The 23,779-nt window shown below is 72.1% G+C and carries 18 protein-coding genes (1 of these 18 cut by a window edge); 7 read left to right on the top strand and 11 right to left on the bottom strand.

Annotated features, from left to right (window positions below; translation table 11 throughout):
- The 3 genes from pgi to ACTJJZ_RS00335 all read right to left on the bottom strand — a co-directional run.
- On the bottom strand, window positions 1-1,647 hold the 5' portion of the coding sequence (gene pgi, locus ACTJJZ_RS00325; protein WP_440719171.1) for a glucose-6-phosphate isomerase. 15 nt of this gene lie to the left of the window's left edge; only the first 1,647 of its 1,662 coding nucleotides appear in the window; the start codon lies at window positions 1,645-1,647; the stop codon falls past the left edge of the window.
- A gap of 103 nt (window positions 1,648-1,750) precedes the next feature.
- The gene (locus ACTJJZ_RS00330; protein ID WP_440719172.1) at window positions 1,751-2,131 is read right to left on the bottom strand and encodes a VOC family protein; all 381 of its coding nucleotides are present in this window, start codon (window positions 2,129-2,131) and stop codon (window positions 1,751-1,753) included.
- A 109-nt stretch (window positions 2,132-2,240) separates the two neighbouring features.
- Window positions 2,241-3,812, bottom strand: a complete 1,572-nt coding sequence (locus ACTJJZ_RS00335; protein WP_440719173.1) for an amino acid permease — start codon at window positions 3,810-3,812, stop codon at window positions 2,241-2,243.
- Between the two features lie 213 nt (window positions 3,813-4,025).
- On the opposite strand from ACTJJZ_RS00335, the gene ACTJJZ_RS00340 reads away from it, so the two are divergent.
- The 4 genes from ACTJJZ_RS00340 to ACTJJZ_RS00355 are packed head-to-tail and all read left to right on the top strand — an operon-like array spanning window position 4,026 to window position 7,796.
- On the top strand, window positions 4,026-5,456 hold the full coding sequence (locus tag ACTJJZ_RS00340) for a DUF2252 domain-containing protein (RefSeq protein ID WP_440719174.1): 1,431 nt from the start codon (window positions 4,026-4,028) through the stop codon (window positions 5,454-5,456).
- A complete protein-coding gene (locus ACTJJZ_RS00345; protein ID WP_440719175.1) occupies window positions 5,453-6,382 on the top strand; it encodes an aldo/keto reductase in 930 nt (309 codons plus the stop codon). The genes ACTJJZ_RS00340 and ACTJJZ_RS00345 overlap by 4 nt, the downstream gene beginning before the upstream one ends.
- 35 nt (window positions 6,383-6,417) lie before the next feature.
- On the top strand, window positions 6,418-6,807 hold the full coding sequence (locus ACTJJZ_RS00350; protein WP_440719176.1) for a PLD nuclease N-terminal domain-containing protein: 390 nt from the start codon (window positions 6,418-6,420) through the stop codon (window positions 6,805-6,807).
- The gene (locus ACTJJZ_RS00355; RefSeq protein WP_440719177.1) at window positions 6,804-7,796 is read left to right on the top strand and encodes an epimerase; all 993 of its coding nucleotides are present in this window, start codon (window positions 6,804-6,806) and stop codon (window positions 7,794-7,796) included. Before ACTJJZ_RS00350 ends, ACTJJZ_RS00355 begins: the two co-directional genes overlap by 4 nt.
- A gap of 45 nt (window positions 7,797-7,841) precedes the next feature.
- Here ACTJJZ_RS00355 and ACTJJZ_RS00360 read toward each other — a convergent pair whose 3' ends face one another.
- Window positions 7,842-8,777 carry an NYN domain-containing protein gene (locus tag ACTJJZ_RS00360; protein WP_440719178.1) on the bottom strand — a complete coding sequence of 312 codons (936 nt, stop codon included), beginning with the start codon at window positions 8,775-8,777 and terminating at the stop codon, window positions 7,842-7,844.
- A 30-nt stretch (window positions 8,778-8,807) separates the two neighbouring features.
- Complete coding sequence (locus tag ACTJJZ_RS00365; protein WP_440719179.1) at window positions 8,808-9,809, bottom strand: Gfo/Idh/MocA family protein; 1,002 nt, start codon at window positions 9,807-9,809, stop codon at window positions 8,808-8,810.
- A gap of 125 nt (window positions 9,810-9,934) precedes the next feature.
- Here ACTJJZ_RS00365 and ACTJJZ_RS00370 point away from each other — a divergent pair, with 125 nt between their 5' ends.
- Window positions 9,935-10,798 carry a sulfurtransferase gene (locus ACTJJZ_RS00370; protein WP_440719180.1) on the top strand — a complete coding sequence of 288 codons (864 nt, stop codon included), beginning with the start codon at window positions 9,935-9,937 and terminating at the stop codon, window positions 10,796-10,798.
- 11 nt (window positions 10,799-10,809) lie between these two features.
- Here the strand turns inward: ACTJJZ_RS00370 and ACTJJZ_RS00375 are convergent, their stop codons facing one another.
- The 5 genes from ACTJJZ_RS00375 to hrpA all read right to left on the bottom strand — a co-directional run bounded on the left by ACTJJZ_RS00375 (window position 10,810) and on the right by hrpA (window position 19,962).
- A complete protein-coding gene (locus ACTJJZ_RS00375; RefSeq protein ID WP_440719181.1) occupies window positions 10,810-12,333 on the bottom strand; it encodes a UDP-N-acetylmuramoyl-L-alanyl-D-glutamate--2,6-diaminopimelate ligase in 1,524 nt (507 codons plus the stop codon).
- Between the two features lie 119 nt (window positions 12,334-12,452).
- Window positions 12,453-13,271 (bottom strand): shikimate 5-dehydrogenase, encoded by an 819-nt coding sequence (locus tag ACTJJZ_RS00380; RefSeq protein WP_440719182.1) that lies wholly within the window; start codon window positions 13,269-13,271, stop codon window positions 12,453-12,455.
- A gap of 59 nt (window positions 13,272-13,330) precedes the next feature.
- Window positions 13,331-14,710, bottom strand: a complete 1,380-nt coding sequence (locus ACTJJZ_RS00385) for an O-acetylhomoserine aminocarboxypropyltransferase/cysteine synthase family protein (protein WP_440719183.1) — start codon at window positions 14,708-14,710, stop codon at window positions 13,331-13,333.
- Between the two features lie 113 nt (window positions 14,711-14,823).
- Window positions 14,824-15,771: a quinone oxidoreductase family protein gene (locus ACTJJZ_RS00390; protein WP_440719184.1), complete on the bottom strand. Its 948-nt coding sequence runs from the start codon at window positions 15,769-15,771 to the stop codon at window positions 14,824-14,826.
- A 54-nt stretch (window positions 15,772-15,825) separates the two neighbouring features.
- Window positions 15,826-19,962, bottom strand: a complete 4,137-nt coding sequence (hrpA, locus tag ACTJJZ_RS00395) for an ATP-dependent RNA helicase HrpA (protein WP_440719185.1) — start codon at window positions 19,960-19,962, stop codon at window positions 15,826-15,828.
- Between the two features lie 125 nt (window positions 19,963-20,087).
- Here hrpA and ACTJJZ_RS00400 point away from each other — a divergent pair, with 125 nt between their 5' ends.
- Together ACTJJZ_RS00400 and ACTJJZ_RS00405 are read left to right on the top strand one after the other, a co-directional pair.
- A complete protein-coding gene (locus tag ACTJJZ_RS00400; protein ID WP_440719186.1) occupies window positions 20,088-20,927 on the top strand; it encodes an aldo/keto reductase in 840 nt (279 codons plus the stop codon).
- A 59-nt stretch (window positions 20,928-20,986) separates the two neighbouring features.
- Window positions 20,987-22,756 (top strand): thioredoxin domain-containing protein, encoded by a 1,770-nt coding sequence (locus ACTJJZ_RS00405; protein ID WP_440719187.1) that lies wholly within the window; start codon window positions 20,987-20,989, stop codon window positions 22,754-22,756.
- Between the two features lie 52 nt (window positions 22,757-22,808).
- On the opposite strand, the gene ACTJJZ_RS00410 is transcribed toward ACTJJZ_RS00405, so the two are convergent.
- On the bottom strand, window positions 22,809-23,771 hold the full coding sequence (locus ACTJJZ_RS00410) for a magnesium transporter CorA family protein (protein WP_440719188.1): 963 nt from the start codon (window positions 23,769-23,771) through the stop codon (window positions 22,809-22,811).
- Window positions 23,772-23,779: the final 8 nt, after the last annotated feature.

Below are 23,779 nucleotides of genomic sequence, written 5' to 3' on the forward strand. Positions count from 1 at the left end.
CGCCCTGGTGGAGGGGTCCTGTGCCGCCACCGCGTCCTGATCGCCCTCGATCGCGGGGGCGATCTGCAGCGCCAGCTGCTTGCCGAGCTCGACGCCCCACTGGTCGAAGGAGTTGATGCCCCAGATCGCGCCCTGGGTGAACGTGATGTGCTCGTAGAGCGCGATCAGCTGGCCGAGCACGGCCGGGGTCAGTGCGGGCGCGAAGATCGACGTGGTCGGGCGGTTGCCGGGGAACGTGCGGGCGGCGACCAGAGGGCCGGTGGTTCCTTCGGCCTCCACCTCGGCGGCCGTCTTGCCGAACGCGAGCGCCTTGGTCTGGGCGAGGAAGTTCGCGAGGAACAGGCCGTGCACGTCACGCCCGTCGTCCTCGAGGGGATAGGCCGGGTTGGCCACCGCGATGAAGTCGGCGGGGATGAGCCGGGTGCCCTGGTGGATCAGCTGGTAGAACGCGTGCTGGCCGTTGGTGCCCGGCTCGCCCCAGAAGACCTCGCCCGTGTCGGTGGTGACGGGGGTGCCGTCCCAGCGCACCGACTTGCCGTTCGACTCCATCGTGAGCTGCTGCAGGTAGGCGGGGAAGCGGCTCAGCTGCTGCGCATACGGCAGCACGGCGTGCGACTGCGCGCCGAGGAAGTTGCCGTACCAGACGTTGAGCAGACCCATCAGCACCGGGACGTTGCGGTCCAGGGGAGTGGTGCGCACGTGCTCGTCGACGGCGTGGAAGCCCGCGAGCAGCTCGCGGAAGGCGTCGGGCCCGAACGTGATGACGAGGGACAGACCGATCGCGGAGTCCACCGAGTACCGCCCGCCGACCCAGTCCCAGAAGCCGAAGGCGTTCGCGGGGTCGATGCCGAAGGCGGCGACCCGGTCGAGGGCGGTGGACACCGCGACGAAGTGGTGCGCCACGGCGTCCGTACGGCTGTCCTCGTCGTCGGCGATCGCGCCCGACGCGGTGAGGCCTCGCCAGAGCCAGTCGCGGGCGAGGCGGGCGTTGGTGAGCGTCTCGAGCGTGGTGAACGTCTTCGACGCGACGATGAACAGCGTCGTCTCGGGATCGAGGTCGGCGGTCTTCTGGGCGATGTCGGTGGGGTCGATGTTCGACACGAACCGGGCCTGGATGCCCGCGTCCGCGTAGGGCTTGAGCGCCTCGTAGACCATCACGGGCCCGAGATCGGAGCCGCCGATGCCGATGTTGACGACGTGCGTCACCTTCTTGCCGGTGATGCCCAGCCAGCCGCCCGAGCGAACCCGATCGGCGAACGCGGCCATGGCGTCGAGCACCGCATGCACGTCCGTGTCGACCTGCTGGCCGTCGACGACGAGGGCCGGCTCCGCATCCTTCGGACGGCGCAGCGCGGTGTGCAGCACGGCACGATCCTCGGTGGTGTTGATGTGGACGCCGGAGAGCATCTCGGCGAAGCGCTCGGCGACGCCGGTCTGCTCCGCCAGCCCGACCAGGGCTGCACGCACGTCGGACGTGACGAGGTTCTTCGACAGGTCGACGCGCAGGTCGGCGAGGTCGAACGTGAGGTTCTCGACGCGCTGCGCGTCGTCCGCGAACCAGCCGCGAAGATCGGGGGTGAACGAGTCCCGCAGCGCGGTGAGCTCGTGCCAGGCGGTGGTCGAGGTGGGATCGATCGGGGAGGTCATGGCACCACGCTAATCCCCCTGTGGGGATTCCGCGCAGACATGTCGAACGGCTGCGGCGGGGCCGGGGAGCAGCGCCCCTCGGGCGCCGGTCCCCGGCCTCCGCTCAGGCCTGACCGCTGCGATCGGGGACCTGCTGCAGGGTCCAGCGGTTGCCGTCGGGGTCGGCGAACGTGACGAAGCGGCCCCAGGCCAGCTCGTTCACGCCGTCCGCCTCGGCTCCGATGTCGCGCAAGTGCGCGAGCGCCTCGTCCGCATCGGGCACGACGACCTGGATCGTGTTCTGCCGGCCCGGCTCGAGGTCGATTCCGAGACCGGTGCCGAACGCGATCGAGCACGCGGATCCCGGCGGCGTCATCTGCACGAATCGCAGGCCCTCGTACGGGACCTCGTCGAAGTCGGCGTGGAACCCGACCCGCTCGTAGAACTCCTTCGCACGGTCGACGTCCGTGACCGGCACGAAGATGAGCTCGATCTTCCAGTCCATGCTGCACGCTCCTTCCGGCGGTTCGTCCGCCGTCGCCTCGACGCTACGCCGGGCCACCGACATTCCGGTGGCCCGGCGAGAAGCCCGTCGCCCGAGGAGCGCGGCGGCCTCAGTCCTCGTCGCGCAGCGCCTCGGTCGCCTGGCGATGCGGCAGCACGGGGTGCATGCCGGTGTACCCCTCGCGCTGCCGGGATGCGGCGAGGATCCCCTTCCGGGCGGCGAACCACCCGACGATCAGCGCCGGGATGATCACGACCAGGGAGGCGAGCACCCAGCGTCCCGTCTCGGTGAAGCCCATCGTGACGAGCACGAAGAGCAGGAAGGCGAGCGTGAGATAACCGGTGTACGGCGCCCCGAACATCCGGAACGACGAGCGCTCCAGCACGCCGCGCCTGGTCAGCGAGTGGAACTTGAGCTGGCACACCACGATCGTGGCCCAGCCGCCGATGATGCCCAGGGCGGAGACCTCGAGCACGATCTCGAACGCCTGGGACGGCACCACCGCGTTGAGGACGACGCCCGCGAGCGTGATCATTGAGGTGAGCAGGATCCCGCCGTACGGGACCCCGTTGCGGCTCATCACGGCGGTGAACCGCGGCGCCGATCCGTTCACCGACATCGAGCGCAGGATCCGTCCCGTCGAGTACAGCCCCGCGTTCAGGCTGGACAGCGCGGCGGTCAGCACCACGAAGTTCATCACCGACCCCGCGATCGCTCCGGTGTCCGCGCCGCCCAGGTGCGAGAAGAACGTCACGAACGGCGATTCGCCCGCCTTGTACGTGCCGAACGGCAGCAGCAGCGACAGCAGCAGGATCGATCCGACGTAGAACACCGCGATGCGGATCACCACCGTGTTGATCGCGCGCGGCATGATCTTCTCCGGCTCCGCGGTCTCGCCCGCCGCAGTGCCGACGAGCTCGATCGACGCGTACGCGAACACCACGCCCGAGATCGCGATGAGGGGCGGGAAGAGGCCCAGGGGCGCGATGCCGCCGTGATCCGCGATGACCGAGAACCCCGTCGGGCCCACGTCGGTCGAGCCGTGCAGGATCAGGATCACGGTGCCGATCACGAGGAACGCGATGAGCGCCACGACCTTGATCATGGCGAACCAGAACTCCATCTCGCCGAACAGCTTGACGCTGACGAGGTTCAGCGAGAGCACGACGACCAGGGCGACCAGCGCGATCACCCACTGCGGCACGCTGCGCAGCGGCTCCCAGTACTGCGCCCAGAACTTCACGTAGAGCGCCGCGGCGGTGACGTCGACGATCGAGGTCATCGCCCAGTTCAGGAAGTACAGCCAGCCGCTGACGAACGCCATCTTCTCGCCGAAGAACTCGCGTGCGTAGGACACGAAGGAGCCAGACGACGGGCGGTGCAGCACCAGCTCGCCGAGCGCCCGCAGGATGAGGAAGGCGAAGAAGCCGCAGAGCGCGTAGACGAAGATCAGGGCGGGGCCGCTCGAGGCGAGACGGCCGCCGGCGCCCATGAACAGGCCCGTGCCGATCGCGCCGCCGATCGCGATCATCTGGATCTGCCGCGGCCGCAGCGCCTTGTGGTAGCCGGCCTCCTCGCTGGAGAAGTCCTCGACCGCGGTCAGCCGGTCTCCGGTGAGCTCCCGCTCGTTCTCCAGTGCGTCCTCGGGATCGAGGGCCGGTCCCGGATGCTGCTCGCTCATGCGGCGCCTTTCGTCTGTGCTCGATCGCCCGCTGGCCAGGGCCGAGAGCCATTATCGTCCCGCGTGCGGATATCCTGCGTCCGCGATCCTCTCCCGGATCGGCGACGCGGTGCGGCGATCTCGCGGCGCGGCTCCGAACCGGAGCCCGCTCGCCGGTCCGGTCCGGTGCGGTCGGTCCGGTCCGGCGCGGTCCGGTGCGAGGCAGAATGAGGCATGGCCGATACCACGCTCGTCGGCGACGCGATGCTGACCCGGGCCGAAGGACTCGCCCAGGGCCGCGCCGCGCGCGACCGCACCCCGCGTTCCGAGCTCGCCGCGATCACCCGGAAGGGCCGCGATCCGCTCGGGATCCTGCAGCGGCAGAACAGCACCCGGCTGCCCGGCCTGGTCCCGCTGCGCACCGAGCGCATGGCCGCGAGCGCCGCCGCCTTCTACCGCGGCTCGGCCGTGCTGATGGCCGCGGACTTCGCCCGGGAGCCGAACACCGGGATCCTGGTGCCGTCCTGCGGCGACGCGCACATCGGGAACTTCGGCTTCTTCGCCTCGCCGCAGCGCACCCTGCTGTTCGACCTGGACGACTTCGACGAGGCCGCGTGGGCGCCCTGGGAGTGGGACCTGAAGCGCCTGGTCGCCAGCGTCGTGATCGGCGCGCGAGCCGATCGCGGCTCCGCCGTCGCCGACGAGGCCGCGCGGCGCAGCGTGATCGCCTATGTCAGGGCGCTCGGCGCCGCGGTGAACGCCGATCCGCTGCAGCGCTATTTCGCGCACTTCGACGCGAGCGCGCGCCTGGAGGGCCTCGACGTGGACTCGCGGCAGGACCTGCAGAAGGCGATCGCGGCAGCGGAGAAGCGGACCACGGATCGCGCCGCTCGCAGGCTGACCGAGAAGGGGAAGGATGGCCGGCTGCGCTTCGTCGAGCAGCCTCCGGTCATGACCCACGCCGATCCGGACCTCCGTGCGATCGGCGATGAGGCGTTCCGGTCGTACGCCGAGTCGGCGCACGTCGACATCCAGCTGCTGCTGCGGCAGTACCGGGTGCGCGACGTCGCCCGCCGCGTGGTGGGAGTGGGAAGCGTCGGCACCCGCTGCTACCTGGCGGTGCTGAGCACCTCGGACGCGGAGCCGATGATCCTGCAGGTGAAGGAGGCGGGGCGGAGCGTGCTGGCCGAGTACGGCGGCATCGCGCAGCCCGCCGACCTGAAGGATCTCATCGACGAGCACGGGCAGGGCGCGAGAGTCGTCGGGATGCAGCGCGTGCTGCAGGCGTTCTCGGACCCGTTCCTCGGGCACATCCACGGCACGGGTCAGGACTCCCGCGCAGGCCGGGACTACTACGTGCGGCAGTTCCACGACATGAAGGGGTCGATCGACACCGACGAGATCCAGGACGAGGGGTACCTCGAGTACGCCGTGGCCTGCGCGATCACCCTCGCCCGCGCGCACGCCCAGGCGCCCGCCGCGCCCCTGATCGCGGGATACGCCGGCAAGGGCGGCCAGCTGGCCGATATCCTGGTGCGCTGGGCGAACGAGTACGCCGATCTCGTGGAGCGGGACTACCAGGCGTTCGTGGCACAGGCGCAGGCGAACAAGACCGCGGCGGCGCAGGACACGGCCGCCGAGACGACGAAGGAGAGCACGGCATGAAGCAGATCCGATTCGCCGGAGGCAGCGCGCCGGCCGTGATCGCCGGAATGATGCGCATCGAAGACCTGACGGACGCTCAGATCCGCGAGCTCTACGACACCGCCCGCACGAGCGGGATCGACTTCTTCGATCACGCCGACATCTACGGGCGCGCGATGCACGGCTGCGAGAAGCGGTTCGGCGAGGCGCTGGGGCTGTCCGCGGCGGAACGCGACGAGATCACGCTGCAGACGAAGTGCGGCATCGTGCCGGCCGAGGGGGTATTCGACTTCTCCTACGACCACATCGTCCGTCAGGTGGAGGGGTCGCTCGCGGCCCTGCGCACGGACCGGATCGACGTGCTGCTGCTGCATCGTCCTGACGCGCTCGTGGAGCCAGAGGAGGTCGCGCGGGCGTTCGACGAGCTGCACGCGTCGGGCAAGGTGCGCTCCTTCGGCGTCTCGAACCACACCCCGCGCCAGATCGACCTGCTGAAGACCGCGGTGACGCAGCCGATCGTGGCGAACCAGCTGCAGCTGTCGATCACGCATGCGCCGGTCATCGCCCAGCCGCTCGCAGCCAACATGGGCGACCTCGATCAGAGCGTCGTGCGCGACGGCGGCGGCATCGTGGAGTACTGCCGCATCGAGGGCATCACCGTGCAGGCGTGGTCGCCCTATCAGGCCGGCTTCTTCACGGGCGTGTTCCTGGGCAACCCGGACTACCCCGAGCTCAACACGGCGATCGACCGGATCGCCGCAGCGCACGGGGTCACCCCGACCGCGATCGCCACCGCCTGGATCACGCGGCACCCGGCCGGCATGCAGGTCGTGCTCGGCACCACGACCCCCTCCCGGGTGCGAGAGGCGGCCGACGGCGCCGACGTGGAGCTGAGCCGCGCCGAGTGGTACGAGCTGTTCCGGGCCGCCGGGCACACGCTCCCGTGATCCTGAGGGCCATAGGGATCTCCTAGGCTGTCGGCATGGCCGTCCTGTTCTCGATCCTGACGCTGGCGCTGCTGATCGGCGCGCTCATCGACATCATCACGCGACGCGACGATCAGGTGAAGCACCTGCCGAAGATGTTCTGGATCATCCTGGTCATCCTGATCCCGCTCGCCGGATCCCTGATCTGGTTCCTGGTCGGCCGGGAGTACGACGGCGAGGGGATCCGGCTCGCCCGGCCGGCGAGGGAGCGGCGATCCCAGCCGTCCGCGCCGCCCACGCCGCCGGCACCGGTCGACACCCGCACGACAGAGCAGCAGATCGCCGACCTCGACCGCGAGATCGAGGAGTGGCGGCTGCGCGCGGAGATCGAGAAGCGCAAGAAGGAGAGCGGCGGATCGCCCGCGGGCGAGGGAGGATCCGAATGAGCGCAGCCGCGCCCGCGCAGCCCCGCGCCGTGATCGGCGGGGGCAGCGGCTACCTGGGCACGGCCATCCGCGACGCGCTGCGGATCGACGGGTACGACGTGCGCACGATCGGGCGCTCCGGTGCCGACGCGTCCTGGGACGATCCCGAGGGGATCCGCCGGCTCGTCGACGGATCGGCGCTGGTGGTCGGGCTCGCCGGCAGGCGGATCGACTGCCGCTACACGGATCGCAACCGCCACGAGATCCTGCGTTCCCGCGTCGAGACCACGCGGGCGCTGCACCGTGCGATCTCGGCGGCCGAGCTCCCGCCCGCCGTGTGGCTGAACGGCAGCTCCGCGGGGCTCTATCGCTACGCGCTCGACCGCGCGCAGACCGAGCAGGATCCCGCAGACGACGGCGGATTCCTGCCCGACGTCACCCGGGCCTGGGAGGCGGAGCTGTTCGGCGGCGACCTGCCGGCGACTCGGCGGATCGCGCTGCGCACGACCCTCGTGCTCGGCCGCGGCGCTCCCGTGATGACGATGCTGCTGAGACTGGCGCGGCTGGGGGCGGGCGGAGCGCAGTACGACGGGTGGTGGTTCCCGCACCGTCGCTACCGCGGCATCGGCCCCCACCCCACCGCCCCCGCGGAGCCCGGCCACCATCGGTCGCAGGGGCGGCAGATGTTCTCCTGGATCCATGAGCGGGATTTCGTGGAGGCGATCCGGTTCCTCCGCGACCACGACGCGATCAGCGGGCCGGTGAACATGGCCGCGCCCGTGGCCGTGACCAACCGCGACCTCATGCGCACGCTCCGCCGCGCGGCGCATGCGCCGTTCGGGCTGCCCGCGCCGCGATTCGTGCTGGAGCCGGGCATGGCCGTCCTCGGCACCGAGTCGCAGCTCGTGCTGAAGAGCAACTGGGTCGCCCCGCAGGCGCTCTTCGACGCAGGCTTCCGGTTCCGCACCCCCACGCTCGAGGGCGCGATCGCCGCGATCCTGAACGGGTGAGCGCTGCGGCGCCGTCAGGCTCGGACGGCGCGGAGCGACGGCGGTTCAGACCTCGCGGAGGCGGACCAGGCGCTCGTGGCCGGTCTCCTCGAGCTCGGCGATGTCGGCGCGCGACTTGAGGAACGCGTTGAAGGATCGGTAGCCGAGAGCCTTCTCGCTGAACGAGGGGTCCATCCGGCGCATCTGCGTCTTCACGGCGGAGCTGTGCAGCCACTCGTCCGCGTCGCTCTTGTCGTGGCCGAGTCGCAGGGCGCGCTCCAGGGTCGCGGTGGCGCGTTCCTGATCGGTCGTGCTCGGCTCGTCCTTCTCCGCCACGACGTCGGCGGGGCCCTGCTTCGTCGACTTGCGCGGCGCCTGGGCCTGCTTCACCGGCTTCTTCGGATCGGGCTGCGCCTGCTCCGCGGCCGCCTGCGGCCGTGCGACGCCGGGGAGCGAGTCGTAGGCCTCGAATTCGTCGCACGCGGCGGCCAGGGACTTGGCGGTGGATCCGGCCACCCCGATCCCGACCACGTACCGGCCCAGGCGCTTGCAGCGCTGCGCGAGCGGGACGTAGTCCGAGTCGCCGGCCACGATCACCACGTGGGTGAGGTCGGGCAGGCGGAACATGTCCTCCACGGCGTCCACGGCCAGGCGGATGTCGGCGCCGTTCTTGGCGTAGGCGGCGGCGGGGAAGAGCTGCACCAGGTCGACCGCGCGGGCCACGAGCTGCGACCGGTACTCCGCGTTCACGGGCGAGGACCAGTCCGCATAGGCGCGGGTGAGCACCATGGTGCCGAACGAGGAGGCGTAGTCGATGATCGCGCCGACGTCGATCGTTGCCCGGCTCAGCCGCTCTGCGACCTCGGCATCGGCGGGGTTCTCCTGGATCCGCTGCCGGTCCTTGCTGTACGAGTTGCGCCCGTGGACGCGGTCGTACCACGAGATGACGATGTTGTCGAAGTCGAGGTAGACGGCGACGCGGGTGTCCTGCGGCTCGGCCATGGAGGCTCCTTCGGTAGACGATCCCGCCGGTCAGGCGGTCTCGGTCGGGTAGCGCACGCCGATCTGGGCGCGGATCCGGTCCATCAGTCCCATGATCGCGACGCTCTCGGCGACGGGCAGTCGGTCGCTGTCGAGGGATCCGTCGGCCACGAACCTCTCGGCCGCGATGGCCTGGTACTGCCGGCCCGAGCCATCGGTGCGTCCGTCGAACTCCTCGAGGATCGCGCCGTCCGGTGCGATCACCCGCAGGACGGTGGGGGAGTACCAGACCCGCTCCAGCTCGATGCGGGCCTCGGTGCCGAGCACGACGGCGGTGTTCGCGCCCGCGGCTCGCGAGGAGGACAGCGTGGTCGAGATCGCCCCGCCCTCGTGCGTCATCACGGTGGCGATGTCGGCGTCCGCCCCGGTCTCGATGAGCCGCGCGGAGGCCTGCACGGTGACCGGCGCGCCCAGCACGTCGTGCACGAACGAGATCGGATAGACGCCCAGGTCCAGCAGCGCCCCGCCGCCGAGTTCGAGCGCGTTCAGGCGGTGCGCCGGATCGGAGGGCAGCAGCTGCGTGTGGTCGGCGGAGACGGCGCGGATCTCGCCCAGGGTGCCGGCGGCGAGGATCTCATGCAGCCGCAGCATGTGCGGCAGGTACCGCGTCCACATCGCCTCCATCACCAGGAGGCCCTTCTGCCCGCCCAGATCGGCGAGGTCCTGCGCCTCCGCACGGGTGAGGGTGAACGCCTTCTCCACGAGGACGTGCTTGCCGTTCTCGAGCGCGAGGCGGGCGGCGGCGTGATGCATCGGGTGCGGAGTCGCGACGTAGACGATGTCGACCTCGGGATCCGCCGTGAGCGCCTCGTAGGAGCCGTGCGCCCGGGGGATGTCGAAGCGCGCGGCGAAGGCGTCGGCGGACTCCTGCGAGCGGGATCCCACGGCGACGAGGTCGAGCCCCGCGGTGCGCAGGTCCGCGGCGAAGGCGTGGGCGATGCCGCCGGTGGCGAGGATGCCCCAGCGCAATCCGTTTCGGTCGGGTGCGGTCATGGCTCCAGCGTACGGGGCCCGCGGATCGCGCGGCGACGGGTCGGGCGGCGGCTCGGTCGGGAGTCGCAGTGACCGTGGCGGGGCTCGGCTGGAGCGGCCGGCGAGGAGAGCGGCAGAATGGGAGCATGCAGGCTTCCCCGCTGATCTCCGCCGCCGAGCTCCGTTCCGCCCTGGATGCGGGCGAGACCGTGCGCCTCCTGGACGTGCGGTACCGCCTGGGGTTCACCGACGGGCACGAGAACTACCTCGCAGGTCACCTGCCCGGCGCGGTGTTCGCCGATCTCGAGAAGGAGCTCGCCGGCGACGGCGCACCCTCGGACGGCCGTCATCCGCTGCCCTCGGACGCGACGCTGCAGGCCGCCGCGCGCCGGTGGGGGATCCGCCGGGGCCAGCCCGTCGTGGTCTACGACGACTCCCGCTCGCTGCCGGCCTCGCGGGCGTGGTGGGCGCTGCAGCGCGCGGGCGTCGCCGACGTGCGCGTCCTGGACGGCGGGCTCTCCGCGTGGCGCGCCGCGGGCGGCGCGGTGGAGCAGGGCGAAGTGGTGCCGCCGCCGGGCGACGTGGTGCTGACGAGCCCCGGATCCGCCGACATCCTCGACACGGACCAGGTCGCCGGCTGGGGCGGGGTGCTGCTGGACGCGCGGGCGCCCGAGCGCTTCCGCGGCGAGGCCGAGCCGATCGACCCGGTCGCGGGGCACATCCCGGGTGCCCGAAATCTGCCGATCACGGAAGTGCTCACGGCCGACGGCCGCTTCCGCGAGCCGGAGGAGATCCTCGCCGCGTTCGAGGTCGCCGGGGCCGCCGAGGAGGTGCCGATCGCGGCGTACTGCGGATCCGGCGTGACGGCGGCGCAGCTGGCCCTCGCGGGCGCGCTCATCGGCCGCGAGATCACCGTCTACCCCGGATCCTGGAGCGCCTGGTCGAACACCCCCGGGCTCCCGGTCGAGACCGGGCCGGTGCCGGCGGAGGACGATCCGCTCGAGGAGTGACCGCGGGCGGGTCAGCGGGCCTCGATGACCTCGCGGAGCACGTCGGGGTCGTACCAGGCGATCTCGCCGCCGGCCAGGGCGTGGTAGCGCTCGTGGCCCTTGCCCAGGATCACCACGGTGTCTTCGGGGCGGGCCATCCGGACGGCGGCGGCCATCGCCTCGCGCCGGTCGCCGATCTCGACGATCTCGGCGCTCGAGGAGCGCGCGCCGTCGATGAGCGTCGCGCGGATCTCGGCGGGGTCGTCGTCGTAGGGGTTGTCGTCGGTGATCACGAGCACGTCCGCGAGCATCGCCGCGAACCGTCCCATCATGCGGCGCTTGGCGGCGTCGCGGTTGCCGTTCGCGCCGAGCACCGCGATGAGCCGGCCCTCCGGCGAGGTCGTCCGGATCGCGCGCAGTGCCGCGTTGATCGCCTCGGGCTTGTGCGCGGAGTCGACGATCGCGGTGAACGGCTGACCGAAGTCGAAGCGCTGCAGCCGGCCCTCGACGCTCGGCAGGGCCGCGATGCCCGGGGCCAGGTCGGCGAGCTCCCGGCCCGACTCGACGAGCGCGGCGACCGCGGCGAGGATGTTGTTCACGTTGAAGGCGCCGGTGAGCTGGGTGGAGAACGGGACGCGCTCGCCGCGCGGGGACCGGATCACGAACGAGGAGCCGTGCGCACGCAGCTCGACCTGCTCGGCACGCCAGTCCGCCGCCGTGGATCCGCTCGCCGACACCGTGCGCACCGGCACCGAGGCCTGCTCGGCGAGCACGCGCCCCCAGTGCGAGTCGATGTCGACGATGCCGACCTTCGCGTGCTCCGGGGTGAGCAGCAGCGCCTTGGCGGCGAAGTAGTCGGCCTGGGTGGGGTGGTAGTCGCGGTGGTCGTGCCCGAGGTTGAGGAAGACGCCCGCATCGAACGCGAAGCCGTCCACCCGGCCGAGCACGAGCGCGTGACTGGACGCCTCGACGGCCACCGTGCTGAGCTGCTGCTCGCGCATGACCGCGAACATCGCCTGCAGCTCCGGGGCCTCCGGCGTGGTCAGCACCGGCGGGAAGAAGTCGTCGCCGACGGTGGTGCCGATGGAGCCGATCGTGCCGGAGCGCTGCAGGCCCGCCGCGGCGGCCACGTAGAACGCCGTCGTGGTCTTGCCCTGCGTGCCGGTGATGCCGATCGAGGTCATCGATGCGGCGGGGTCCCGGTACAGGAAGGCCGAGGCGGGGCCGGCCGAGCGACGCGGATCGTCGACGACGACCGTGGGGACGTCCTCGGGGACGAGCGCGGCGCCCTCGGCGTCGGTCAGCACCGCGGTCGCGCCGGCCTCGACCGCCTTCGCCGCGAACCGCGCGCCGTGCGCCTTCGCGCCGCGGATCCCGAGGAAGAGGTCGCCAGGCCGCACCTGATCGGTGGCCAGCGCGACCCCGGTGAACCTCGTGCCCGCCGCGGCCGGGACGGCCGCATCGAGGCGCGCCGCGAGGTCGCCGAGGGTGGCGGTGAAGGTCTCGACGGGGCGGGAGTCCAGGCGCGGGGCGGGGTAGTTCGAGGCGGAGGGCATGACCGTCCGATTCTACCGGGGCGCCGGCGGCGGCCCATCTGCCATGCACACGCCCGCTCACGGCGCGCCCGCTCACGGCGCGCCCGCTCACGGCGCGCCCGCTCACGGCGTGCGGGCGTTCACTGCGCGCGCATGAACTCCTCGGCCGCGCGCACCTGGTCGTCGCTCGGGCGGACGCCGGTGTAGAGCACGAACTGCTCGAGCGCCTGGAGCGTCGCGACCGAGGCGCCGTTGATGACCGTCTTGCCCGCGGCGACCCCGGCCTGCACGAGCGGCGTCTCGGCGGGGAGGGCGACGACGTCGAACACGGTGCGCGCCGCCTCGATCGCGGACTCGGGGAAGGAGAGCGCATGCTCCTCGGCACCGCCGGCCATGCCGATCGGGGTGACGTTGACGAGGATGTCCGCGGTGCGCTCGCCGAGGTCGGCGGCCCACGCGAAGCCGTACAGGTCAGCGAGGGCGCGGCCGGCGACCTCGTTGCGGGCGACGATCGTGAGGTCGGTGAAGCCCGCGTCGCGGAACGCGGCGACGGTCGCCTTGGCCATGCCGCCGGATCCGCGCAGCAGCACGGGCGAGGCCGGGTCGAGCTCGTTCTCCGCGATCAGCTGCGCGATCGCGGAGTAGTCGGTGTTGTAGGCGGTGAGCACTCCGTCGTCGTTCACGATCGTGTTCACCGAGTCGATCGCGGTGGCGGAGGCGTCCATCCGGTCCACGAGCGCGATGACGTCCTCCTTGTACGGCATCGAGACCGCGCAGCCGCGGATCCCCAGCCCGCGCACCCCGGCGATCGCCTGGGCGAGATCGGTCGGCGCGAACGCCTTGTAGATCCAGTTCAGCCCCAGCGCCTCGTAGAGGTGGTTGTGGAACCGCGTGCCGTTGTTGCTCGGGCGAGCGGACAGCGAGATGCACAGGGTCATGTCTTTGTTCAGGATCGGCACCCGCTCAGCGTAGCGAGCCCCGACCGTGGCGAACTCAGTCGATCCGGGGCTGGGGCGGGTCACAGCGCGGCGGTAGCCCCGGATCGACTGAGTTCGGAACGCAGCGCGGTCGTCATCCGGTCGAGCGACTGCTCCAGGTCGGCGAGGATGTCGGCCGGGTCCTCGATGCCGATCGACAGCCGGATCGTGGTGGCGCCGATGCCGGCGGCGGCGCGCTGCTCGGCGTTCAGGTGCGAGTGCGTCATCGACGCGGGGTGGGAGACCATGCTGCGCGCGTCGCCGATGTTGGCGACCAGGCGCACGACGCGCAGGCCGTCCACGAACCGCTCCACGCGATCCTGATCCTGCGCCTCGTCGCCCGTCGAGACGAGGTCGATCGAGAACACCGCGGGGATGCCGCGCGGGAGATACCGCGCGGCCAGTTCGTGCCAGGGGTTGCCGGCCAGACCGGGGTGGTGCACGGCGGCGATCGCGGGATGGCCGGCGAGAGTCTCGGCGACGGCCTGCGCCGACGCGCTCTGCCGGGACACCCGCAGGTCGAGCGTCTCGATGCCCTGCAGGATCTGGTGCGCGTTGAACGGCGACAGCGAGGGTCCCAGGTCGTGCACGTACTTGGCCTTGACGAGCGTCGCGAACGCGAACCCCTGGCCGAACCGCTCCCACAGCGAGAGCGGGCCGAAGCGCGCGGCGGGAACGGTGAACTGCGGCCAGCGCTCCGGGTCGGCGCCGAAGTCGAAGGATCCGACGTCCACCGCCACGCCGCCGAGCGATGTGCCGTGGCCGCTCAGGTATTTCGTCGCGGAGTGCACGACGAAATCCGCGCCGTGCTCGCCCGGGCGGATCAGGTACGGCGTGCCGACCGTGCTGTCGACCACGAGCGGGACGCCGGCCTCGTGCGCGAGGTCGGCGACGGTGCGGATGTCGAGCACCTGCGCGAGCGGGTTCGCGACGGATTCGGCGAAGAACAGCCGGGTGCGCTCGGTGGCGGCCGCGCGCCAGGCGGCGGGGTCGTCCTGGTCGACGAAGGTGACGGTGATGCCGAAGTCGTCCAGGGTGTCCTGCAGCAGATCGACCGTGCCGCCGTAGAGGCGGTCGGCCGCGACGACGTGGCCGCCTCGTCCGGCGAGCGCGAGGATCGTCACCGCGACGGCGGCCTGGCCGCTCGCGACGGCCACGGCGGACACGCCGCCCTCCAGCGCGGCGACCCGCTCCTCGAGCAGCTGCTGGGTGGGGCTGGCGTTGCGGCTGTAGATGTTCCCGGCGCGACGCAGCGCGAACAGGTCGCGGGCCTCGGCGAGGTTCGCGAACTCGTAGGCGGCGGACTGATACAGCGGCGGCACCGCGGTGTTCTGCGGCGTGCCGGCCACGTACGCCGCCTGCACCTGCTTCGTGGCGAAACGGGTGGCGGGGGCGTCGCGGAGGGAGGCGGCATCGGTCACCGGTCCATCCTCCGGTTCCCCCGCGATCCGCGCCGGGATGTTTCCGTCTGTTGCGGCGTCCGGGATCGGCGCCGCGCAGGGGTCAGGGGGCGCGGGGGTCAGGGGCGAGGGGATCAGGGGCGCAGGATGATCTTGCCGCGGACGGCGTGCTCCTCGATCAGGCGGTGCGCCTGCGCCGCCTCGGCGAGCGGCAGCTCGGGGCCGAACTCGACCGAGAAGCGTCCGTCGGCGATCAGCGCGATCGTGACCGGCAGCGCCTCGGCGCGCCAGGCCTGCTCCTGGGCCGTGAGCGGAATCGGACTGCCGCCGCTGAACGCCCTGATGCCGAGCTCTGCCGCGTCGGGGCCGCGCACGATCGTGGCGATCCGGTCGCGGTCGGCGACCAGTGCGAGCGACGCCGCGATGGCCTCGTCGGTGCCCGCGGCGTCGAGGGCGACGGTGATCTCGCGGCCGTCCGCGGCCTCGCGGATCCGTTCCTGTAGGCCGTCGCCGTACACGACAGGGATCGCCCCGAGCGCGCGCAGCCGGTCGTGGGTCGCCGGGCTGCCGGTCGCGATGACCTCGGCGCCCCGGTCGACCGCGAACTGGATCGCGGCCTGCCCGACCGCGCCGGAGCCGGCGTGCAGGAGCAGCAGATCCCCCTCGCCGACGTCGAGCGAGCGGAGGCACTGGTAGGCCGTCCCTGCGGGGATTGCGAGCGCGGCACCCTCCGCAGCGGACACGGCGTCCGGGAGCGCCGCGGTGTGGGCGGCCGGGACCGCGAGCGCCGTGGCGTAGGTGCCCCGGGTGTCGCGGATCGCGACCCGGTCGCCCGCCGCCATGCCCTGCACAGCGGATCCGACCGCGGTCACCACCCCGGCGCCGTCGAAACCGAGGTGCCGCGGTTCGGTGATCGGAGGGAGCGGACGGGCGCCGCTGCGCTGCTTGGCGTCGACCGGGTTGACGCCCGCCGCCTCGATCCGCACCACCACCTCGTCCGCCGCGGGGACCGGATCCGGAGCCTCCACGAGGGTGAGGACCTCGGGTCCGCCGGTCTCCGTCTGCACGATCGCCTGAGCCATGGCTCCAGGCTACGACGGCCGCGATGCGACGGGGCCGTCAGTACCGGGCGGCGGTCAGCCGCGCTTCTCGGCGAGCGCCTTCGCGATGCGCTGCGGGGAGACCGGCTGCGCGGTGCCGAGGCGCTGCGCGAACAGGCTCACCCGGTACTCCTCGAGCAGCCAGCGCACCTCGACCAGCCGGGGATCGGCGCTCCGGTCGAGCGGGAAGGAGCCGCCGGCGTCGAGGTACGCCTGCGCCATCCGCTCGTACTCGGTCATCCGGGTGCGGTCCTTGCCCGGCGCATCCGCGAGGGTGCGCAGCCGGTCCAGGATCCCCTCGAGGTAGCGCGGATAGTGCGCGAGGCGCTCCGCACCGGCCAGGGAGATGAAACCGGACGGCAGCAGACCGTCCAGCTGACCGCGGATGTCGTTCAGCGGTGCGAGCAGCGCGAGCGAGTTCTGCCCCTTCATCGCCCGCTCCACCTCGCGCGCCCGCGTCAGGATCTTCGCGACGAGCGACACGAGCGCGAACAGCTCGTCCACGACGATCGCGGAGACGCCGTCGCGGACGCGGGCGAACTCGGCCGCGGTGCGCACGATCCCGACGGTTCCAGAGCTGGAGCCGGTGGCAGGCCCGGTGAGCCGGTCGATCGCGGCCCGGGCGACAGCCGTGCGGGCGTCCTCGACGAGCGCGGCCACGTTCGGGTAGGGGGAGGCGGCGAGTACGAGCTTCTCCGCGCTGGTCAGGTGCTCCTGGACGTACGAGGCGGGGGAGGGGATCCCGAGCAGCACCAGGCGCAGCACGCCCTCGCGGGTCGCGGCGAGCGCGGCGTCCGCCGTGGCCTCGACGCGGAGCGACACCGACTTCCCCCGGTCGACGAGGGCCGGATAGCCGCGGACGACGCCGCCGGCGACCCGGGTGTCGAGCACCTCCGGGAGATCGCCGAGATCCCACGCGGTGATGCCGTCGCGCTCGGAGGGGGCGGGCGTCGCGGCGGCGACCTCGGCCGCACCGCGCCTGCCCGGGCGCGCGGTCTCGGGGCCGCGCTCGATCGAGCGGGCCACGCTCGCGCGGGAGCGGTCGGCCAGCTCGCGCTGGAGAACGCCCAGATCCCGGCCGGATCCGGCCACCCGGCCGCGCTCGTCCACCGCGCGGAAGTTCATCCGCAGGTGCGCGGGGACCCGCTCCAGATCGAAGTCCGCGGCCGACATCGGCTGGTTCGCGAGCGGCTGGATGAGCCGGGCGAGCGCCTCGCGCAGGCTGCGCCCCGGCAGCCCCGCGTGCGATTCTGGTCCCTCGGCGGCGAGCTCGGCGCCGAAGCGGTCGGCCCAGTCGGCGGCGGGCACCACGTGCCGGCGGATGGCCTTGGGCAGCGCCCGCAGCAGGGCCGTGACGAGCTCGGCGCGCAGCCCGGGCACCTGCCAGTCGAAGCCGGTGTCCTGCACCTGCTGCAGCAGGGCGAGCGGGACGACGACGCTCACGCCGTCGTCCGGCGCGCCCGGCTCGAACCGGTAGGCGAGCCCGAGCACCTGGTCGCCCTGCGTCCAGCGCGTGGGGAAGTCCTGCTGATCGGCGCGATCGGCGTCCTCGAGCAGATCGTCCTCGCGCATCACGAGCAGCTTCGGGGTCTTCGCGAGGGCGTCGCGCCACCACGCCTCGAAGGAGCGCACGTCGAACACCTCGGCGGGGATGCGCTGGTCGTAGAAGCGGAACACGGCCTCGTCGCCCACGAGGATGTCGCGGCGGCGCTCGCGCTCCTCGAGCTTCTCCAGGCGGCGGCGCAGCTCGGCGTTGCTGCGCCAGAACGCGGAGACGCGCTTGTCGATCCGCGTCGGATCCCACTCGCCCTCGACGAGCGCGTGCCGCAGGAACAGCTCGCGCGCGGCGGGCCGGTCGATGCGGGCGAACTGCACGCGCCGGCGCGGCACGATCTCGACGCCGAACAGCGTCACCTTCTCGAACGCCACTGCGGCGCCGGCCTCCTTCGACCAGTGCGGCTCGGAGATCTGCCGCTTCGCGAGGTCGCCGGCGAGCGCCTCGGCCCAGGCCGGGTCGATCGCGGCGGCCGTGCGCGCGAAGAGGCGCGAGGTCTCCACGATCTCGGCGGCCATCACGGCGCGGGGCGCCCCGGTCCCTGAGGCTCTCGCGGGCCGCAGGGCCGAGCCGGGGAAGAGCGCGAAGCGGATCCCGCGCGCTCCGCGGTACTCGGCGAAGCGGCGCTTCGGGTCCTTCGCCGCGCCCTTCGGCGCGGGGCCCTTGGCCGTGGTGCGCTCGTCGAGCACGCCGATCTGGGACAGCAGCCCGGCGAGGAGCGCGCGATGGATCGCGTCGGGATCGGCCGCACCGAGCACGACGCGGCTCCCGCCGCGTGTCGTCTGGTTCCGCTCGTCCGACGATCCGGAGGTGTCGCTCCGTTCGCTCGACGACCGGGACGAGCGCGCCTTCACGAGGGTGCGCAGCTGGCGGTGCACGTCGAACCACTCCCGCACGCGCACGTAGTTGAGGTGCTCGGCGCGGCAGAGCCGGCGGAACGCGCTCGAGCCCAGCTCGCGCTGCTGCTCGCGCAGGTGGTTCCACAGGTTCAGGATCGAGAGGAAATCGCTCGTCGGATCCGCGAACCGCGCATGCATCCGCTCCGCCTCGTCGCGCACGCCCTTCGGCGCGTCGGCCGACGGGCGCTCGCGCACGTCCTGAATGGAAAGACCGGCGACGATCGCGAGCACGGGCTCCACCGTGCCTGTCTTCGCCGACTCCACGAGCATCCGGGCGAAGCGCGGGTCGATCGGCATGCGCGCGATGTCGCGGCCGATCCGGGTGAGACGCGGAGCCTCGGCCTCGGCCGCCGGACCCGCCGAGGAGCGGGAAGGGCGCGGCGGCTGCACCGCGCCGAGCTCGACGAGCAGCTCGATGGCCGCCTTCACGCCGCGCGAGTCCGGCGGAGTGAGGAACGGGAACTGCGCGATGTCGCCGAAGCCGAGGCTGAGCATCTGCAGCACGACGGAGGCCAGCGAGGTGCGCAGGATCTCCGGCTCGGTGTACTCGGGGCGTCCGGCGAAGTCGTCCTCGCTGTACAGGCGGATCGCGATGCCGGCGCTGGTGCGCCCGGCACGACCAGAGCGCTGGTTCGCGGAGGCCTGGGAGACGGCCTCGATCGGCAGCTGCTGCACTTTCGACCGGTTGCTGTAGCGCGATATGCGGGCGGTGCCGGTGTCGATCACGTACTTGATGCCGGGCACGGTGAGGCTGGTCTCGGCGACGTTGGTGGCGAGGACCACGCGCCGCCGCACCCCGGCGACCGCGGACGGCTCGAAGACGCGGTGCTGCTCGGCGGCGGAGAGCCGGCCGTACAGCGGCAGCACCTCGACCGGCGCGGTCTGCGAGCGGAAGGCGCCGCGCACCGCGTCGGCGGCGTCGCGGATCTCCGCCTCGCCGGGCAGGAACACGAGCACGTCGCCGCGCTCCTCGCGATCCAGCTCCTGCAGCGCCTTCACGATCGCGCTGACCTCGTCCTCGGGCTCGGCGCCTCCGCGTGCCGAACTCAGTCGATTCGGCGTCTTCGGCCGGGAACCGGCGGAATCGGCCCCCTCCGACTGAGTTCGAGACGGATCGACGAGCGGCCGGTACCGGATCTCCACCGGATACGTGCGCCCGGACACCTCGATCACCGGCGCCGGCTCGCCCTCGGCGTCCGTGAAGTGCTTCGCGAAGCTGTGCGGATCGATGGTCGCCGAGGTGATGATGACCTTCAGGTCGGGGCGCTCCGGCAGGATCCGATGCAGGTAGCCCAGCAGGAAGTCGACGTTGAGCGAGCGCTCGTGCGCCTCGTCGATGATGATCGTGTCGTAGCGGCGCAGCAGCCGGTCCCGGTGGATCTCGTTGAGCAGGATCCCGTCCGTCATGAGCGCGATCCGGGTCTCGTCCGACACCTGGTCGGTGAAGCGGACCTTGTAGCCGACGAGGCCGCCGAGCGGCACCCGCAGCTCCTCCGCGACGCGCTCGGCGATCGTGCGCGCGGCGAGCCGGCGCGGCTGCGTGTGCGCGATCCTCTCCCGGCCCAGCTCGAGGCAGATCTTCGGCAGCTGCGTCGTCTTGCCCGAGCCTGTCGCGCCCGCGACGATGACGACCTGGTGCGCGCGGATCGCGGCCGCGATCTCGTCGCGCGCGGCGCTGACCGGGAGCTCCGGCGGGTAGGAGATGACGGGCGCAGACATAGCCCTCCAGCCTAACGCGCACGGCCGAGGTCGTCGGGCGGCACCGGCGGAGGGCGAGGCGGCGCCGCTCCCCGGCCGCGCACCGGCGCCGTCCGGACGTCCGGCCGGCGTTCTAGGGTGAAGACATGACGACGATCCCTGACATCACTCTCAACGACGGTCACACGATCCCCCAGGTCGGATACGGAGTCTTCAAGGTCGATCCCGCCGACACCGAGCGTGCGGTGAGCGAGGCGCTCGAGATCGGGTACCGGCACATCGACACCGCGGCGATCTACGGCAACGAGGAGGGCGTCGGCGCAGCGATCGCGAAGAGCGGCATCCCGCGCGACGAGCTGTTCGTGACCACGAAGCTCTGGAACGACCGGCACGACGGCGACCAGCCGGACGCGGCCATCGCGGAGAGCCTGGAGAAGCTCGGCCTGGACCACGTCGACCTCTACCTGGTGCACTGGCCGACGCCGGCGAAGGACAACTACGTGCACGCCTGGGAGAAGGTCGTCGCGATCCGCGACCGGGGTCTTGCCCGCTCGGCCGGCGTGTCCAACTTCCTCGTGCCGCACCTGGAGCGGATCGTGGCGGAGACCGGCGTGGTGCCCGCGGTGAACCAGATCGAGCTGCACCCCGCCCACCAGCAGCGGGACGTTGTCTCCTGGGCGCGCGACAACGACGTGAAGATCGAGGCGTGGGGTCCGCTCGGGCAGGGCAAGTACGACCTGTTCGGGAACCCGGCCGTCGCCGAGGCTGCGGCCGCCCACGGCAAGACGCCCGCGCAGGTGGTGCTGCGCTGGCACCTGCAGCACGGCAACATCGTCTTCCCGAAGTCGGTGCACGCCGAGCGGCTGCGCGAGAACCTCGGCCTGTTCGACTTCGCGCTGAGCGACGTCGAGTTCGCGGCGATCGACGCGATCGATCAGGGCGACGGATCCGGACGCGTCGGCTCACACCCCGACGAGGTGAACTGACCCTCATCCAGGGTGGTCGAGCGACGACCCCGAGGGGAGCACGGGCGTAGCGTGGCGGTATGAGCAATCGCCTGGCCGGGACGGCGAGCCCGTACCTGCGCGCGCACGCCGACAACCCCGTGGACTGGTATCCGTGGGGGGCGGAGGCGTTCGCCGAGGCGCGGCGGCGCGACGTCCCGGTGCTGCTCTCGATCGGCTACTCCACGTGCCACTGGTGCCACGTCATGGCTCGCGAGTCGTTCTCGGATCCGGCCACGGCCGCGGAGCTGAACGCCGGTTTCGTGGCGGTCAAGATCGATCGCGAGGAGCACCCGGACGTCGACGCCGCCTACATGGCGGCGGCGTCGGCGTTCACCCGCGACCTCGGCTGGCCGCTCACGGTCTTCACGACGCCGGAGGGGCGGACGTTCCACGCCGGAACGTACTTCCCGCCGACCGCGCGGGGCGGGATGCCCTCCTTCCGGACCGTGCTGGCCGCGGTGCGCGAGGCGTGGACCGAGCGCCGCGCGCAGGTCGATGAGCAGGCCGGCGCGGTCGCCGCGGCCCTGGCGTCGCTGGCACAGGGCGAGGCATCGGCCGTTCCTTCCGCGGCGACGCTGCGGGAGGCCGCGGCGAGGATCTCCGAACGCGAGGACAGGCGGTACGGCGGCTTCGGCGGTGCGCCGAAGTTCCCGGTCGCGACGACCCTGCGGTTCCTGCAGGCGGTCGGGCACGCGGAGGTGGCCGACCGCGCCCTCGCCGCGATGGCGGCCTCCGAGCTGTGCGACGAGGACGGCGGCTTCTTCCGCTACGCCACGCAACGGGACTGGACCGTCCCGCACTACGAGCGCATGCTGACCGACAACGCGCAGCTGCTCGAGGTCGCCCTCGACGCGGGACGTGAGGACGTCGTCCGGGGGATCGCCGCCTTCCTGCTCACCGCGCTGCGCCGCCCTGGCGGGGGCTTCGGCGCCGCGCAGGACTCGGAGTCGTGGATCGACGGCGCCCGCAGCGAGGGCGGCTACTACCGCCGTCCGCTCGCGGAGCGCGCCGGGCTGGAGCCGCCCGCCGTGGACGGGAAGGTCATCACGGGCTGGAACGGGCTCGCGATCGGCGCGCTCGCCCGGGCCGGGGCGGCGCTCGGGGAACCGGAGTGGATCGACGCGGCCGCGGAGGCCGCGCGTGCCGTCCTCACGATCAACCGCGACGAGAACGGCACGCTGGTGCACACGTCGCTCGACGGCGACGCCTCGGCCGCGGTCGCCACCGCATCGGATCTCGGGCTGCTCGCCGAAGGGCTGTTCGCGCTCGCGCTGGCCACGGGAGAGGCGGAGTGGGCGGTCGCGGCGTGCGACGTGCTGTCCGCCGACCCGGCGCCGGATCCGGTGCTCACGAGCCTCGGGATCCCGGTCGCGACGGACGAGACCGACGGCGATCTGCCGTCCGGCTCCGCGGCCCGCGCGGCCGCTTCGCTGACGGCGTGGCGCCTCGGTGCGGGGGACGACCACCGGGAACGGGCCGAGGCTCTGATCCAGGCCGGGGCGGCAGCGGCGCTGCAGCATCCGTTCGCGCACGGTGCACTGCTGCGGGCCGCCCGCGGGATCGCGGAGCCGCCGCGGCAGATCGTCGTGCTGACGGCGGATCCGTCCGGTCCGCTCGCCCTGGCGGCACGCCGGGCGGACGCCGATCTCGTCGCGGTGGTGAGCACCGCCCAGGCGCAGGAGTGGTCGGCGGCCGGCTTCTCGCTGTTCGACGGCCGGGCCGGCGTGGACGAGGTCGCCTACGACTGCCGCGGATTCGTCTGCCGGCTGCCGGTCTCGGATCCGGCTCTTCTCCTCCGCGAACGCTGAGGCGCCGCGAGCAGGTCGGATCGGGCGATCCCCGCTGACGCCGCCGAGCGCTCTACTCGTCGTTCCCGGTCCAGCCCTTGCGGCGGAACCACCACCACATCACCGCGCCGGACACGACCATGGATCCGATCCCGAGCAGGAAGAACGACCACGGGCCCGACAGCACGTGCGCGATGGCCCAGTCGAAGTTCATCCCGAAGAAGCCGGTGAGGAAGCTCAGCGGCAGGAAGATCGATGCGATGATCGCGAGCTGCTTCGAGGTCTCGCCCTGACGGTTCGCGACCGTCGACAGGTACAGATCGGTGCAGCCCGACACCATGTCGTGGTAGCCGTCGAGCTCGTCGGTGATCCGGATCAGGTGGTCGTAGATGTCGCGGAAGTAGTCATGGCTGTCGCTCTCCAGGCCCGCGAGGTCGGTGATCACCTCGATCTCGCGCGCGAACAGGTCGCGCATTGGCACCACGGCGCGGCGCAGCTTGAGCAGCAGCCGCTTCAGCCGGAACGTCTCCTGGAGCTCGCGCCGCCCGCCGCCCGCGATGATCGCGTCCTCGAGGTCGTTGATCTCCTCGTCGAGGTCGCTCAGGATCGGGAAGAAGCTGTCCACGATCACGTCGATGATCTTGTAGACGTAATATCGCTCGGTCTTGGGTGCGGTGGAGCGCTCCAGCAGCGTCTTCACATGCTGCAGATCGGTGAAGCGGGAGCCGTGCAGGGTGACGATGAAGTCTCCGCTGAGGTGGCAGTGCACCTCCTCGAGCGGATGGTCGTTCTCGTCCTCCGGGTGCGACTCGATCCCGCCCTGCAGCACCAGCAGCGCGGTGTCGCCGTAGGTGTCCAGCTTGGGGCGCTGACCGAACTTCGTGCTGTCCTCGATCGCGAGCGGATGCAGCCCGAGCAGCGCGCCCAGGCGCTGCACGTCCGCGTCGGCAGGGTCGGCGAGATCGAGCCAGAAGAACTCCTGCTGCGCGCGCAGCCGGGCGATCAGCGTCTCGTCGACGGTGTCGAGAATGCGCATGCCTGCCC

The sequence above is a fragment of the Microbacterium sp. 22242 genome (assembly GCF_052045495.1).
In the GTDB taxonomy this organism is placed as follows: Bacteria; Actinomycetota; Actinomycetes; order Actinomycetales; family Microbacteriaceae; genus Microbacterium.